Below are 15614 nucleotides of genomic sequence, written 5' to 3'. Positions count from 1 at the left end.
AGGGTAGGACTTTTTCAAACAAAGAAAAGCTTAGAATTGCTTTGCGAAATGAACCGATTCCTTAAAATCCTTCATGGGGCTAATCAATATATAACTTTTCAGCAGCCTGAGTCTTGATTTCTCAAGGCTTTTTTATATCAAGGTCTTATTAAATATGTATCCTTCAAAAAACTCTATTGCATTCTCTATATTTGTAATACCACATTTATTTAATAAAAGCTCTACTTTTATTTTATCAACGCCTCTAATCTGTATTTTTTCTACTGCGATATTTCCATAATCACTGCCACATTCTTCGTATCCACCATCATAATCCATTATTACATTTATTACACCAAAGACACAGTCCTTAGGACTTTCAAATATATCAACATTTATAAAATCCAATGCATTCTTAGGACTTGAATAAAAATATTTAAAGGCTACATTCTCATCAAGCCCATCTCTTTTTCCATCATAGAACATAAGATTTTTTCTTCCCCTTAAAACATTTTCTATTCTATTTATCAAGTCTACACTTTTAACTGCTGCTTTTAACACCTGTCACACCTCCAATTTGCACAAATCTAATAATATCACAATATATTAATAGTTTTCAACTAAAAAGAATATTACTATTCTATTTTCAATATTTTTTTCATATTTTAATATGATAGAACTTTTATTGGAGGTGTAGTATGGATATACAAAAAATATCCTCACTCATTAACATAATAAATAGAGAAAAGAATACTTCAAATATTCTCTTTACAATAGACAAAAGGGGAATAGATATGAAAAACATCTCTATAGAACACAGTTATATTCTACTCAACTTAGCAAAACTACTCTCACAATACGACATAAACATCGAAATTGATGAACCTCGTTATGAAAGAAGAGACAAAGAAGAAGCTATTATTACCCTAATTGATGATATTAATAGTTATACAGAAATTTTAAGAGGGGAAGATGATAACACAAAGGAATTAGTAACCAAACTTATAAATATAAAATGTAATTTGATTAAGGAACTAATTAAAGACCAAAGGGCTGAATTAATTTTAACAAAGGATGAACTATTAAAATTTGATGGTTCAAACGGAAACCCTGCTTATGTTGCAATAGATGGAATTATTTATGATGTTACAAAAAACCGAACTTGGCTTGATGGAGTACACTTTGGACTTGTGGCAGGACGCGATTTAACAGACGAGATAAATAGCTGCCACGATAATAAAGAAGCTATCCTATCAAAACTTACACCAGTTGGTAAACTAAAATAAAGAAATAATGCCTACTGCCTTATTCAGATTGTTTACAAACCTACTTGTTAGCTAAAGTATGAAAAAGCCCCATGAAAAGGGTAGGACTTTTTCAAACAAAGAAAAGCTTAGAATTGCTTTGCGAAATGAACCGATTCCTTAAAATCCTTCATGGGGCTAATCAATATATAACTTTTTCAACAAAAAGAAATAAGGCCAATTAGCCTTATTTCTTTATATACATTAAATCATAGTATTCCTTAACCATTCTTGCAGCTGAGAACTTTTCTTGAGTTGACTTAATGCTTTCTCTCATCATTTCTGCCCACTTAGCCTTATTTTCATAGTAAGTTGGAACAACTTCATTTAAAAGAACATTGTATAGGCACTTAGCATCATGTGCATCTAATTCTTCAAGTGTTTCGAAGTCGTCAACACCCTTACCATCACCAAATTGCCATCCGTTTACTCCATGGTTGCAAGCTTCTGGCCACCATCCATCTAATATACTGCAGTTTAGAACACCGTTCATAGCAGCCTTCATACCTGATGTACCTGATGCTTCTTGTGGTCTTCTTGGGTTATTTAACCATATATCGCATCCTCTTGTTAACATTGCACCTATTTCCATATCATAGTTTTCTAAGAATACAACGCTGTTTGGATACTTCTTAGCATACTTAACTATATCAGCTATTATACCCTTTCCTGTGTAGTCGTTTGGATGTGCCTTACCAGCAAATATTATTTGTATCTTTCCACTTTCTAAATATGGAGCTATTAGTTTTTCATCAGTGAATATAAGGTTACTTCTCTTATATGGAGCAGCTCTTCTTGAAAAACCAATTAATAACTTATCTGCATCAAGTTTAACACCTGTTCTCTTTTCAACAAAAGCAATTAATTCCTTTTTAATTTCTTGGTGAACCTTAAGTAGGTCTTCACCTTCTTCATATGCTCTTCTTATTCTTGCATCTTGCCATGTACCATTGTGTACACCATTTGTAATACCAAGTATCTCTGGTCTTCCTTCAACAAATGACCACATTTCATTTGCTGTTTCCTTATGAAGTTGAGCAACACCATTTGCTATTCTTGACATTCTAAGTGCTGCAACTGTCATATTGAATGGGTCTCCACCAAGCTTCTTCATTTGCCAATAATCTAAATGTAGATAAGCTCCCATATATTCAAGTAATCTGTGTGGATGAACTTCGTTTCCTGCTGGAACAGGAGTATGAGTTGTAAATACTATTTCTTCTCTTGTTGCTTCTAATGCTTCATTGAAGCTCATTCCTTCTTCCATCTTTTCTCTTATAAGCTCAAGTCCTGCAAATACTGGGTGGTTATCGTTGAAGTGATATACATCAACATCTATTCCAAGCTCTCTTAGTGCTCTAACTCCACCTACACCAAGTATTATTTCTTGAGCAACTCTCTCTTCTGCAAACCATCCATATAGTTGTGCAGTAAGTAGTCTATCTGAGTTTTCATCTAAATCTGCATCAAGTAGGTATAATGGAATGTTTCCAAACTTTTCACATTTCCAAACCTTTAGCCATACCTTTCTATCTCTTATTTCAACTGGTACCTTAACTCCTGTATCTTCTAAGAAGTCGTATTCATAAACACGATAAGTGTCAACAGTCTTTCCATCTTCTCCTATGTATTGATCAACATAACCTTGCTTCCACTTAATACCTATAGCAACCATAGGAACTTCTAAGTCCTTTGCTGCCTTTATAATATCTCCTGCTAATATCCCAAGTCCGCCTGAGTAAATCTTAAAGTTTGTATCAAGACCGTATTCCATACAGAAATATGCCGCAGTTGGTAACTTCTTGCTCATTTCTTATCCTCCTTAAACGTTTAATTAATCTTACAAGGGTTATTATACACTATACTTTTAAAAAATGCAATCGATTGCATACAAAAAATTTTAAAATAAAAGAAATTTATACAAGATACATAAAATTCATTACACAATTCTTTCAAACATAGTATAAACATTTAATCTATTTCCCCTAACAAAACCTATAAGTGTTATATTGCACATCTTTGCCAAATCAACTGCCAAAGATGTTGGTGCAGAATGAGAAACAATTAATGGAAGGTTTATTCTTGATGCCTTAATTACCATATCCGATGATATCCTTCCAGATGTGATTATATATTTATCATAAAACTCAATTCCCTTCTCAAGTCCATAGCCTATAACTTTATCAATAGCATTATGACGACCTATATCATCCATTCTAACAATTATATTATTCCCACATAAAGCAGCACTATGTACTCCACCTGTCTCTAAAAACAAGCTGCTCTCTTTATTAAATTTATTAACATTACTTAATATATCCCCTGATAAAAACTTTTTATCGCTCTCTACCTTTTTTAAATTTTCACTACGCATTAGGCTTATATGAACGCTTCCCCTTCCACATCCTGAGGTTAATGCACTCTCTTTTCTTTTTATTTCTCTATTTTTATCCACAAGATTTATATAAACACCTTCATCTAAAACACTTATATTATCTATTTCATTAAACGTTTCAATAACTCCATCAGTCTTTATAAATCCAACTGAAAGCTCCTTTAAATCTTGAGGCAGGCACATAAGTGTAGTAAAATAATAGTTATTTATATATAAATTTATAGGTCTTTCAACAATTATACTATCATCCTTTTCTATTTTTTCTCCGTCCTTAAAAACACATATTTTTTTATAGCTTATAACATCCATTAAAAAATTCCCCCATTTTTTAATTTTTTCAAATCTTCTTTGTAATTTAAATTAGTAAACATATCCTCCTTAGATATATATCTTTCAACCTCTTCATCGGATGTATATAAAGCTCTACAATCCTTCACTACATCCATTATCTTAAATCTCTCACTATCTATTGCCTCCCTTAATTTTCCCTTTATATCTATAGAATAAAAGGAGTATAGAGGCTCAAAAAATCCACCCTTTTGAGTTATTAAACATTCAACCTCTCTTTTATTTAAAACCTCAATCAAATATTTAATATAATCTAAGTTAACAAAAGGCATATCACATCCAATAACAAAAACATACTGTGACTTAGAGCTTAAAAGAGCTGTATAAATTGCACCAATTGGGCCACAATTCTTTATAACATCCTCAACAACTCTATATTTTGTATTAAATTTATTTTTATCATTTGTAATAAAAACTATATCATCAAATACTTTATTTAGCCTTTCTGCAATATCTTCAATTAATAACTTATTATTAATTACTATTTTACTTTTATCAAAACCCATTCTTGTACTTTTGCCACCACAGAGAATAGCTGCTGTAGAAAACTTTTTCAAAAAACCACCCCTTAACCAAAGTGCCATGAAAAAAAACTATTTTTCATGGCACTCATTAAAAATTAATCTATAATTACATTTTTAATCCTTTATTTACTTCAACTTTTGCTGGAATTCTCTTTAGTGCTAAATAGTACATAAGACCAATACATACTGCCCCGCCAACAATGTTTCCTAAAGTTACAGGAATTAAATTTTGTATCATTGAAGCAATTGATATATGGGATAATTTTTCAGCTGTGAAATGACCTATTTCTACATAAGCTGGGTTAGTTTTTGCAAATAGACCTATTGAAAAATAATACATATTTGCAACACAGTGTTCATACCCTGCAACCACAAAGGCCATAATAGGAAACCATACAGCAAATATCTTGTGAATAACATCCTTTGCACCATAAGACATCCATACCGCTATGCAAACTAATATATTACATAGTATACCACTTGTAAAGGCTTTATTGAAGGGTAAACTTCCCTTATATGCTGCAACCTTTAATGCATAGGCCCCAAGCTTACCACCATTTACATCAAGTCCACCTGAAGCAAATATTAAATATGATATTATTATTGAACCTAAAAGATTGGCAAAATAAACAAAAAACCAATTCTTAAACATCTTTTTAAGCTCTACTTTACCATCAACAACACCAACCAAAATCATTGTGTTACTTGTAAAAAGTTCTCCTCCCCCAAGTAATATCATCATAAGTCCAACTGGGAAGACCGTACCCGCCACCAACTTTGCTACACCAAAATTTTCTATTGAATGGCTGGCAACAGCAGAAGAATAACCTCCAAGTGCAATAAAAGCACCACCTATAATTCCTAAAATAATCATTTGTAGAGTCTTAAGCTTTGATTTTTTTATACCAGCAGCAATTGTTTCATCAACAATTTCATTTGGTACTAACATTCTTTTTTCCATACAGCATCTCCTTTCTATTGATAAAATTATAACAAGGGAGAGAACCTCCCTTATTATAACCTATTTATTCTTACAGTGCAAACCTTTAATTCCGGTTCCTTTGTAACTTCATCCAATGCTGTATTAGTTAAAGTATTTGCTTCCTTAAAGTGGAATGGCATAAATACTACATCCTCTTCTATTCTCTCTGTAACCTTTGCTCTAACCTTTACACTTCCTCTTCTTGATGTTACCTCAACCATCTCTCCATCCTTAATACCAAGCTTTGAAGCGTTCATTGGGTTTATTTCCACAAATGACTCACCAACTATATTCATTAAACCTTCATTCTTGCCTGTCATTGTCATAGTATGATAATGATATAGAACTCTACCAGTTGTAAGTATCAAAGGATATTCAGAATCTGGTGTTTCTGCCGCCTCTTTATAATAAGCTGGTTTAAACAATCCCTTACCCCTTGCAAATTTTTCTACGTGAAGTATTGGTGTTCCACTGTGATTCTTGTCTAAAACAGGCCACTGTAGTCCCTTTCCCTCAATTCTTTCGTAGTCTATACCCCTATATTGTGGAGTAAGCTTTGAAATCTCCTCCATTACATCCTTTGATGAATTTAGGCTGCATTCATACCCAAATCTTAGCATCAATTCCTTAATAATTCTCCAGTCCTCTCTTGCTTCTCCTACATTCTTTATTGCTTTTCTAACCCTTTGAACTCTTCTTTCTGAATTTGTAAATGTTCCATCCTTTTCAGCAAAACTTGCAGCAGGTAAAACAACATCAGCAAGCTTTGCTGTATCTGTTAAGAATATATCCTGAACAACAAGGAATTCTAAGGATTTTAATGCTTCTTCTACGTGCTTTATATCTGGGTCTGAAACCATTGGATTTTCTCCCATAATATAAAGTGCCTTTATCTTTCCATCGTGTACTGCTTTAAACACTTCAGGAACAGTCAATCCAACCTTATCTGAAAGTTTAACTCCCCAAGCCTTTTCAAATTTTTCAAGGTTTTCCTTTACAAATACCTTTTGATAACCTGGTAATACGTCTGGCAGACATCCCATATCGCAGGATCCCTGAACATTATTTTGTCCACGAAGTGGATTAACTCCACAGCCTTCCTTACCAATCTTACCACATAGCATAGCAAGATTTGCAACTGAATACACGTGCTCAATACCTGATGAATGTTGAGTTATTCCCATTGAGTATACTATACTTGATTTTTCGCTCATTGCATAAAGCCTTGCTGCTTCTTTTATAAGCTCTGCCTTCACTCCTGTTATCTCTTCTACCTTCTCTGGAGTATATTGCTTTACTATCTCTACAAGTTCATCAAAATTTTCACATCTTTCTTCAATAAACTTCTTATCTTCAAGGCCTTCATCAATTATCACATTCATCATTGCATTAAGTAGTGCGACATTAGTTCCAGGTTTTAGCTGCATAAACACATCTGCGCCCTTTGTCAATTCTATTTCTCTTGGATCTGCTACAATAATCTTTGCTCCATTTAATTTTGCCCTTTTTATATAAGTTGCTGTAACAGGATGTGTTTCAGTAGTATTGGAACCTATTATAAATATACAGTCTGCCATCTCAAGTTCTCCTATACTATTTGTCATAGCACCGCTTCCAAAGGTTGTAGCAAGACCTGTAACAGTTGTAGCGTGGCAGAGTCTTGCACAGTGGTCTATATTATTTGTTCCAATTACAGCCCTCATAAACTTTTGGAACATATAGTTATCTTCATTTGTACATCTTGCAGATGCAAAGCCTGCAATACTATCTGGGCCGTACTTTTCTTTAATCTCCTTAAGTCTTGATGCAACATAATCTAATGCCTCATCCCACTCAACTTCAACAAATTCTCCGTTTTTCTTTATAAGTGGCTTCTTCAATCTATCTCTATGGTTTATGAAGTTGTATGCAAACCTTCCCTTTACACACATAAGACCTTTATTAGGCTCTGAAAAACAAGGTTCTACACCTACTACCTTATCATCCTTTACAAGTAGATACATCTGGCATCCAACACCACAGTAGGAACAGGTTGTTCTAACCTTTTTAACCTCCCAAGCTCTATACTTGTCCCTCTTTTTAACAGTTAGAGCTCCAACTGGACATACTGCAACACAGTTACCACAAGAAACACAATCAGACTCATATAATTTTCTATCAAAGGGAACTGCTATATGAGTATAAAATCCACGTTTTGCAAAACCTATGGCACCAGTACATTGTAGTTCATTACATACCCTAACACACTTTCCACAAAGTATGCACTTATTTTGATCGCAAACATAAAATTCATTGCTATCGTCTATTTCATATTTTATTTTTTCACCACCATACTTGTCCTCTTTAATGTCATATCTATAGCAGTAATCCTGTAATTTACAGTCTCCAGCCTTTTCACAGGTCAAACAATCTAATGGATGGTTTGAAATTAAAAGCTCCAACACTGTTTTTCTTGCCTCTATAACGCTCTTTGATTCAGTATGTACAACCATTCCCTCCTGAACAGGAGTTGAACAGGATGCTAAAAGGCTTCTTGCTCCCTCCACCTCTACAACACATATTCTGCAAGCACCGTGGGGCTTTAATCTTTCATCGTAACAAAGAGTTGGAATATCTTTTCCAATCAATCTTGCAGCTTCAAGTATTGTCGTTCCTTCTTCAACTGAAATTTTTACTCCATCAATGGTTAGGTTTATCATATAATCCCCCCTAAATACTTGTTAAATAGTTAACACACCACTCATATTTTACCGTTAATTGTAATTTTTCGCAATATTATTTATTGTTATTATATTTTTTATTAATTAAAATTAACAAAAATTTATTTACAATAGTACAAAAAATAAAATGTTAATTATATTACAGGGTAGTACTGCTCAAATAAAGAAAAGTATAGATTTTCTTAACTTCTATAAAAATATAAAAAACTAAATAGGAATAATATATAAACATCTCAGTAAACTCTTAAAGTTATTAACTTTGTATATTCCTTTTTTTATAAAAAAAATATAAAATAGTAAAAGACACTATATTTTGAAGGGAGAAGAAAATATGCTATATTCATACCTAAAAGGCTTTAACCAAGTAGTAGTACACGGAATCAAGAAAAACAAAATAAGAATAAACAAAAATACCAGAATAAAAATATTCCAACAGGATATTAATCACGAAATACAAAGAATTAACCTTTGTGGAGACGACATATGTATAAACATAAAAGGTCATATTGATATTAAAAAGCAATGCTATATTTTAATAGAAGGATATTTGCTTAATGTAAATTACTCTCCTCTATTTAAAACAGATGAATTTAATCTTATTTATGCCTATGATGGCCCACTGGGATATATTTATAATAAAGAATTTACAGAATTTTATGTTTGGTCACCTGTGGCAGAAAAAATAAACCTTTTACTTTATAAAAATTTTGACCCAACTATAGATGAAGAACCCGAAGTATATAAAATGGAAAAATTAGATAAGGGGGTTTATTATACAAAAGTCAACGGTGATTTGGATGGAATTTTTTATAATTATGAAGCCTTTGTATATGGAAAAAGAAACATTGTAGTTGACCCATATGCCTATGCAGTTGGAGTAAATGGACTAAGAGGTGCAGTAGTTGATTTAAAATCAACAAATCCTGAAGGGTTTGAGGAGGATAGGTATATTAAATTAAATACAAACGTTGACGCTATAGTTTATGAGCTCAGTATAAGGGATTTTACAATTGATTCTACAAGTGGTGTAAATCTTAAGGGAAAGTTTTTAGGCCTAACAGAAGAAAACACAAGCTTTGAGGAAATTCAAACAGCCCTTTCCCATATAAAGGATTTTGGTATAACACACGTCCAAATAATGCCTATGTATGATTTTAGCTACAAAAGTGTTGATGAAAAATATCCTCTTGATAAATATAATTGGGGGTATGATCCTCAAAACTACAACTGTCCAGAAGGTTCCTATTCAATAAACCCATTTTCACCAAAGAGCAGAATAATAGAACTAAAAAAATTAATTCAAAAACTACATAGCATTGGAATTGGAGTTAATATGGACGTTGTATATAATCATATGTATGAAGCACAGCAGACACATTTTGAAGGATTAGTACCAGGTTATTATTTTAGAAAAAATCTTAATGGAAGCTTTATAAATGGAAGCGGTTGTGGAAATGACACAGCATCTGAAAATTATATGATGCGAAGATTTATAGTAGATTCTGTAAAATATTGGACTAAAGAATACCATATAGATGGATATAGGTTTGACTTAATGGGACTTCACGATATAGATACAATGAATCGTGTAAGAGATGAAATATTAAAAATAAATCCAGATGCAATGATATATGGAGAGGGTTGGAACATACCAACAGGAATAGAAGAAGAAAAAAGAGCAATACAGAAGAATTCAGGTAAACTCATAGGGATAGGTTTCTTCAATGATACAATTAGAAATTCCGTTCGTGGTAGTGTATTTGAATATAAGGAGAAGGGTTTTGTAAGTGGAGCCTCAGGTCTTGAAAATACAATAAAGGAATGTGTTAAAGGACTTCCTAATCTTTATGTAACACCTTGCCAAAACATAAACTACATATCCTGCCACGACAACCATACTTTATGGGATAAACTAAATATATCTAATGCAAAGGATAGTTTTGAAGATTTAAAGAGTATGCATAAATTGGCCTACGCAATTGTTTTAACATCACAGGGTGTGCCCTTTATTCACTCTGGAGATGAATTTTTAAGAACCAAAAAAGGTGTTGAAAATAGCTACAACGCAAAGGATGAAATAAATAAGGTGGATTGGAGTCTTAAGGTTAAAAACATTGATGTTTACAATTATCTAAAGGGACTTGTTAATTTTAGAAAAAAACACCCTGCCTTAAGAATGAAGGATAGAGAACTTATAGAAAAACATATTGAATTTTTTGAATCCCCTAAAAATACTGTTATGTTTATGCTAAAGGACTATGCCAACTATGATAGTTTTAAGGATATAATTATAATTTACAATGCAAACAATAATACAGTAAAGCTTAATCTTCCTGAAGGCAATTGGTACTTATATATAGATAAAAACAATATATATGATACTCCACACAAAAGCTTCCAACTATCAATAGAAATTCAGCCACTTTCATTAACAATACTTTCAAACACAATTTTATAATTAAACTAAAACCTCTACCCTCTGTCCTCACAATATTAACTAATCAACTGTACTTTTTTGAAAATTAATGTTATTATATAATTATTATCCATAAATTATTTTTATAAAGGAGGTACTATTATGATATCACAAAGATTATTCGAAAAACTAAACGACCAAATGAACTTTGAGTTTTATTCATCACATATTTATCTTGCTATGTCTGCATATTTTGAATCAATTGATTTACCTGGATTTGCAAACTTCTTTAGAGTTCAAGCAGAAGAAGAAAGTTCCACGCAATGAAGTTCTATTCTTACATAAACGAAATGGAGGGAAGGATTTTCTTTAAAGGAATACCTGATGTAGAAAATGAATATAGTTCTGCCCTTGATGCTCTAAAGGCAGCCCTTGAACATGAAAAGAAGGTAACTAAGAGAATATATGAACTAATGGATATTGCACTTGAAGAGAGAGAACACGCAACAATGAGCCTCTTAAAGTGGTTTATTGATGAGCAGGTTGAGGAAGAAGCTACCGTTAATTCACTTATTAAAAAGCTTGAAAGAATAGGTAATGATGTAAGTGCTCTTTATTCTCTCGATGAGCAACTTTCCACAAGAGTATTTACTCCTCCTACTAATGCATAATAAGGTGCCCTTCACCTTGTGAGATTGTTGACAAACCCACTTGTTAGCTAAAGTATGAAAAAGCCCCATGAAAGGATTTTATTGGGCTCTTTCATGAGCTTTAACAATTCTTAGCTTTTCGACTTTGAAAAAGTCCTAAATTCGGCACAGGACGTGCCGAGCCGAGCGGCCATCAGGACGATGGCATCGCGAGGGTAGGACTTTTTTAAACAAAGAAAAGTTTAGAATTGCTCAGCCAAATGAACGAATGCCTTAAAATCCTTCATGGGGCTAATCAATAAATAACTTTTTCAACAGATTGACAAGAAACATATATCCTTGTGTCTTATTTTTTATACACACTTCTTTACAAAATACTCAAATAACCTTGTCATAACTGGATGCTTCTTTGCCATAAGCTCTGGATGCCATTGAACTGCCATAATATGTTTACTTTCATGTTCTATAGCCTCAATTACCCCATCAGATGAATAGGCAGATACTATAAAATTCTTTGGCACAACCTTTACTGCTTGATGATGAAAACTATTTACTAATATCCTCTCAGTATCAAACACCTCATAAAGCTTTGTCCCCTTCTTTATATCAACATAATGGCCTATATCGTGTATCCCTGCCCTTTGAAAGTGATTAATATATGTTCCCTCAACATCACTTATATCTTGATATAGCTTTCCTCCAAAGGCAACAGTTATTATCTGTTGACCTCTGCTAATTCCAAGTATAGGCATATCCTTCTCTATTGCCGCCTTTACTATAAAAAGTTCACATAAGTCCCTTGGAGTATATGTAAATCCCACATGAAGCGATGGCTCTTCTCCGTAGTATATTGGATTTACATCTAAACCACCAGATAATATAATTCCATCTAATGTATCCATTATCTTTAATAAATCCTCTTCACTGTTTATAATAGGAATTAAAACTGGTACTCCACCAGCCTCCATAACTACATCAACAAAGTCCTTTGCAACATAATTTCTCTCCTGCCCTAAAGATAAATCCTTATCTGAAATCATATAGTCACAAGTTATCCCTATTAGCGGCTTGCTCATCTTATCAACCCCTTTTTATTTTTATTTTATAACATTATATAAAAAATTACAAATTAATATTAATAATATGTTAAAATATAATTGACACATTTATCTAAAGGAGTGATACAGTGAAAAGAGTATACTTAGATAATGCTGCCACCACATACCCAAAACCAGAATGTGTTTCACAGGCTGTTTGTGATTTTATAGAAAATATAGGAAGCAACGTTGGACGTGGAAGCTATCAAAATTCCTACTCTGCGGCACAAGTAGTATATGAAACAAGGGAACTTCTCTGCAACCTGTTTAATTTTGACAACCCACTATCTACAGTCTTTACTATGAACATAACCCAAAGCTTAAATATGCTTTTAAAGGGATTTTTAAAACATGGTGACCATATTCTGGTGTCTTCTATGGAACACAACGCAGTAATGAGGCCACTTAATAGCCTTAAAAAATCAGGAATTGAATTCACGAAAATACCCTGTGATGTATTTGGTCAAATAGACTATGATGTGGTTGAAGGTTTAATCAAGCCAAATACAAAAATGGCAGTAATATCCCACGCCTCAAATGTTTGTGGTACAATGCAGGATATAGAAAAACTTGGCTCTATTTTTAAAAAATATAATATTCATTTTGTGTTAGATAGTGCTCAAACTGCAGGAGTATTTGATATAGACTTTAAAAAAGCAAATCTAAGTGCATTATGTTTTACAGGACACAAAGGTCTCCTTGGCCCTCAAGGGATAGGAGGTTTTATTATAACTAACGATTTTGCATCAAAAATAACCCCATTAATTGAAGGTGGAACTGGAAGCCTCTCTGAATCCGAAGAGCAACCTGAATATCTTCCTGATAAATTTGAGGCAGGAACCCTATGCCTTCCTGCAATATATGGACTTAATGCATCATTAAAATACATACAAAACGAAACAACTGAAGCAATAAGAGAAAAGGAACTTTATTTAACCAAAATATTTATAGATGGGGTAAAGAACATAGGCGGAATAAGGCTAATTGGATACGAAGATATTAAAAACAGAGCTCCTGTAGTTTCACTCTCCTTTGAAGATATAGATAATTCAGAGGTTGCCTTTTTATTAGATAGAGATTATGGAATTATGACAAGGGTTGGGCTACACTGTGCACCATCTGCCCATAAGACTCTAAACACATTTCCAAAGGGAACAGTAAGGTTTAGCTTTGGCCATATGAATACAGAGGAAGAGGTAAAATATACCCTTGATGCAATTTATAAAATTATTGGCAAGTAGATATGCTAAAATTTATATATAAATTATAGATTGTTGACAAACCAACTTGTTAGCTAAAGTATGAAAAGGCCCCATGAAAGGATTTTAAAATGGCATATTTCATGAGCTTTAGCAATTCTTAGCTTTTCGGCTTTAAAAAGTTCGTAATTCGGAACAGGACGTGCCGAGCCGAGCGGCCATCAGGGCGATGGCATCGCGAGGGTAGAACTTTTTCAAACAAAGAAAAGCTTAGAATTGCTTAGCAAAATGAAGCGATGCCCAAGAAATCCTTCATGGGGCTTTTTCAAACCAATTATAATTTCAATTTATTCTTATATCGCATCTCCAATCTTTTTAAAAAGATACCCTAAATACAGCCCTATAATACAACATATAATTGCAGAAATAATGGCAATATACCCAAATTCCAAAGGAAGATTTAAGGAAAAGGGATCAAAAAATATAACTAATACTGAAAATATAAAAAATGTTCTAAATGCATTATTTATGGATTTTTCTATTTTTAAAAGTCCTCTATCCCTTAAAACAGAAGAAATTCCTTGGCATAAAATATAAAGAACATATAAAAATAAAACTACTTCTAAAGAATTTAAAAATTTCAATATAATTATATTATACTGTGTTTCAAATAATTTATATAAATAATTCTGCTCAAGGATGTCCTTTATTCCTATTGGAATTAACACTATTGTTGGTAATTTTGCCTTGTTTAAAATTTCTATTTCACCAGATAACACCTTCAGTGCTTGAAGAATAAATATATATCCAATAAAATTAGGAAGTATATTTAAATAACCTATGTGGATATTTAAAAATATATAAATCATACCCCAAAAAAGATATTTATATGCTCCTTTATTCATCTATTTATTCACCCCACTTCTTTCATATTTAAGTGCATTAAAGATATCATTGCCTATAAACTGATTATTTACTTCAAAGGAGTTAACACCCCTTTTACCATCTAAAGTTTCAAATTCTACATTCACAAAAAAGCTATATACATTATATTTCATACTACTATCTTTATTATATTCAAAGTTTGCTTCTATCGTTAACTCTTCATCCTTTGCTATTATTGTTGAAGGCTCATCACCATTAACCGATTTACCATTAACCTTTAGTCCTAATAGACCATCCATATCCATAAACTCATAATTCAATTTTTTTATCTTTAAGTTCTCATTGGCTCTAAATGTAGCTATCGTTCTACCATCTGAAATACTACTTATTGATCTAAAGCTTAAAATATCGTTGTCTATTTTATTTTCTGTATATATATAAATTTTTCCTACATCAATAACTCTTTTTTCTCCATTTTTATATTCAACCTCAATCTTAGTAACAAGAGTATTTTTAATTTTATCTAAAATTTCCTTATCATCTCCCTGCAATAGATTTAATTCTATACTCTTTAAATCATAATTTCCTGAATGTATACTAATTGTTTTATTTAATATAACTGGTTTATAATCAATTTCAGGAAAATATATAGAAGTTATCTTATCCTCCCTATTAGCCATATCTATATAATAAAGACTAACAGTTTGCATTCCCTCTCTAACTTCACAGTAATGTTTTAAAAAGAAAGGTTCCTTTAAAACTTTAAAATAATATACGTTACCAACCCACGCTGCAATCCATAGAAAAAGTCCAAATATCACATAATTTCTTTTTATTCTCATAATACACCCCCTTAGAAACATACCATAATTATACATTAATACAGATTTAATTACAATATTTACATTAACTTGTTAATCAGGCTGTTGAAAAAGTTATATATTGATTTGCCCCATGAAGGATTTTAAGGCATTCATTCATAAACATAATAAAATCCTTTCATGGGGCTTTTTCATACTTTAGATAACAAATTGGTTTGTCAACAATCTGATTAACTTGTTAATCAATTCTTTTCAAAAAATAAAACCCCATCAATTTATAACTCTTTTTTTATG

General features: G+C 32.2%; 12 protein-coding genes and 1 pseudogene. 4 read left to right on the top strand and 9 right to left on the bottom strand.

Going from position 1 to position 15614, the window contains the following annotated elements:
- Positions 1-132 precede the first annotated feature (132 nt).
- Complete coding sequence (locus JG776_RS08845; protein ID WP_291966702.1) at positions 133-540, bottom strand: hypothetical protein; 408 nt, start codon at positions 538-540, stop codon at positions 133-135.
- 137 nt (positions 541-677) lie between these two features.
- Here JG776_RS08845 and JG776_RS08840 point away from each other — a divergent pair, with 137 nt between their 5' ends.
- Positions 678-1265: a cytochrome b5 domain-containing protein gene (locus JG776_RS08840; RefSeq protein WP_291966700.1), complete on the top strand. Its 588-nt coding sequence runs from the start codon at positions 678-680 to the stop codon at positions 1263-1265.
- Positions 1266-1470: 205 nt separating this feature from the next.
- On the opposite strand, the gene glgP is transcribed toward JG776_RS08840, so the two are convergent.
- From glgP to fdhF, 5 genes are all read right to left on the bottom strand, one after another.
- Positions 1471-3093, bottom strand: a complete 1623-nt coding sequence (gene glgP, locus JG776_RS08835) for an alpha-glucan family phosphorylase (RefSeq protein WP_291966698.1) — start codon at positions 3091-3093, stop codon at positions 1471-1473.
- A 129-nt stretch (positions 3094-3222) separates the two neighbouring features.
- Positions 3223-3987, bottom strand: coding sequence for a formate dehydrogenase accessory sulfurtransferase FdhD (gene fdhD, locus JG776_RS08830; RefSeq protein ID WP_291966696.1), 765 nt, complete (start codon positions 3985-3987; stop codon positions 3223-3225).
- Entirely contained in the window at positions 3987-4583 is a 597-nt protein-coding gene (locus tag JG776_RS08825; RefSeq protein WP_291966695.1) for a molybdenum cofactor guanylyltransferase, read from the bottom strand. The genes fdhD and JG776_RS08825 overlap by 1 nt, the downstream gene beginning before the upstream one ends.
- A 73-nt stretch (positions 4584-4656) precedes the next feature.
- A complete protein-coding gene (locus JG776_RS08820) occupies positions 4657-5511 on the bottom strand; it encodes a formate/nitrite transporter family protein (RefSeq protein ID WP_291966693.1) in 855 nt (284 codons plus the stop codon).
- 53 nt (positions 5512-5564) lie between these two features.
- The gene (fdhF, locus tag JG776_RS08815) at positions 5565-8231 is read right to left on the bottom strand and encodes a formate dehydrogenase subunit alpha (RefSeq protein ID WP_291966690.1); all 2667 of its coding nucleotides are present in this window, start codon (positions 8229-8231) and stop codon (positions 5565-5567) included.
- A 352-nt stretch (positions 8232-8583) separates the two neighbouring features.
- On the opposite strand from fdhF, the gene pulA reads away from it, so the two are divergent.
- Positions 8584-10710 (top strand): type I pullulanase, encoded by a 2127-nt coding sequence (gene pulA / locus JG776_RS08810; protein ID WP_291966688.1) that lies wholly within the window; start codon positions 8584-8586, stop codon positions 10708-10710.
- Between the two features lie 120 nt (positions 10711-10830).
- Positions 10831-11339: pseudogene (locus JG776_RS08805) on the top strand (ferritin).
- A gap of 332 nt (positions 11340-11671) precedes the next feature.
- Here the strand turns inward: JG776_RS08805 and JG776_RS08800 are convergent.
- A complete protein-coding gene (locus tag JG776_RS08800) occupies positions 11672-12394 on the bottom strand; it encodes a gamma-glutamyl-gamma-aminobutyrate hydrolase family protein (protein WP_291966686.1) in 723 nt (240 codons plus the stop codon).
- A 110-nt stretch (positions 12395-12504) separates the two neighbouring features.
- Here JG776_RS08800 and JG776_RS08795 point away from each other — a divergent pair, with 110 nt between their 5' ends.
- Positions 12505-13656, top strand: a complete 1152-nt coding sequence (locus JG776_RS08795) for an aminotransferase class V-fold PLP-dependent enzyme (protein WP_291966684.1) — start codon at positions 12505-12507, stop codon at positions 13654-13656.
- Positions 13657-13967: 311 nt separating this feature from the next.
- Here the strand turns inward: JG776_RS08795 and JG776_RS08790 are convergent, their stop codons facing one another.
- Positions 13968-14519 carry a hypothetical protein gene (locus JG776_RS08790; protein ID WP_291966682.1) on the bottom strand — a complete coding sequence of 184 codons (552 nt, stop codon included), beginning with the start codon at positions 14517-14519 and terminating at the stop codon, positions 13968-13970.
- Complete coding sequence (locus JG776_RS08785) at positions 14520-15341, bottom strand: hypothetical protein (RefSeq protein WP_291966677.1); 822 nt, start codon at positions 15339-15341, stop codon at positions 14520-14522.
- Positions 15342-15614: the final 273 nt, after the last annotated feature.

This window comes from Caloramator sp., from assembly GCF_020054765.1.
GTDB classification, from domain to species: Bacteria; Bacillota; Clostridia; order Clostridiales; family Caloramatoraceae; genus Thermobrachium; species Thermobrachium proteoclasticum.
Note: the sequence above shows the minus strand (reverse complement) of the source record. Positions and strands in the feature narration are given on the sequence as shown.

What these genes read in the sequence shown, in the direction of transcription:
- fdhD (WP_291966696.1), bottom strand. Translation starts at nt 3,987, where the DNA reads ATGGATGTTATAAGCTATAAAAAAATATGTGTTTTTAAGGACGGAGAA.
- JG776_RS08800 (WP_291966686.1), bottom strand. Translation starts at nt 12,394, where the DNA reads ATGAGCAAGCCGCTAATAGGGATAACTTGTGACTATATGATTTCAGAT.
- glgP (WP_291966698.1), bottom strand. Translation starts at nt 3,093, where the DNA reads ATGAGCAAGAAGTTACCAACTGCGGCATATTTCTGTATGGAATACGGT.
- JG776_RS08790 (WP_291966682.1), bottom strand. Translation starts at nt 14,519, where the DNA reads ATGAATAAAGGAGCATATAAATATCTTTTTTGGGGTATGATTTATATA.
- JG776_RS08785 (WP_291966677.1), bottom strand. Translation starts at nt 15,341, where the DNA reads ATGAGAATAAAAAGAAATTATGTGATATTTGGACTTTTTCTATGGATT.
- fdhF (WP_291966690.1), bottom strand. Translation starts at nt 8,231, where the DNA reads ATGATAAACCTAACCATTGATGGAGTAAAAATTTCAGTTGAAGAAGGA.
- JG776_RS08840 (WP_291966700.1), top strand. Translation starts at nt 678, where the DNA reads ATGGATATACAAAAAATATCCTCACTCATTAACATAATAAATAGAGAA.
- JG776_RS08820 (WP_291966693.1), bottom strand. Translation starts at nt 5,511, where the DNA reads ATGGAAAAAAGAATGTTAGTACCAAATGAAATTGTTGATGAAACAATT.
- pulA (WP_291966688.1), top strand. Translation starts at nt 8,584, where the DNA reads ATGCTATATTCATACCTAAAAGGCTTTAACCAAGTAGTAGTACACGGA.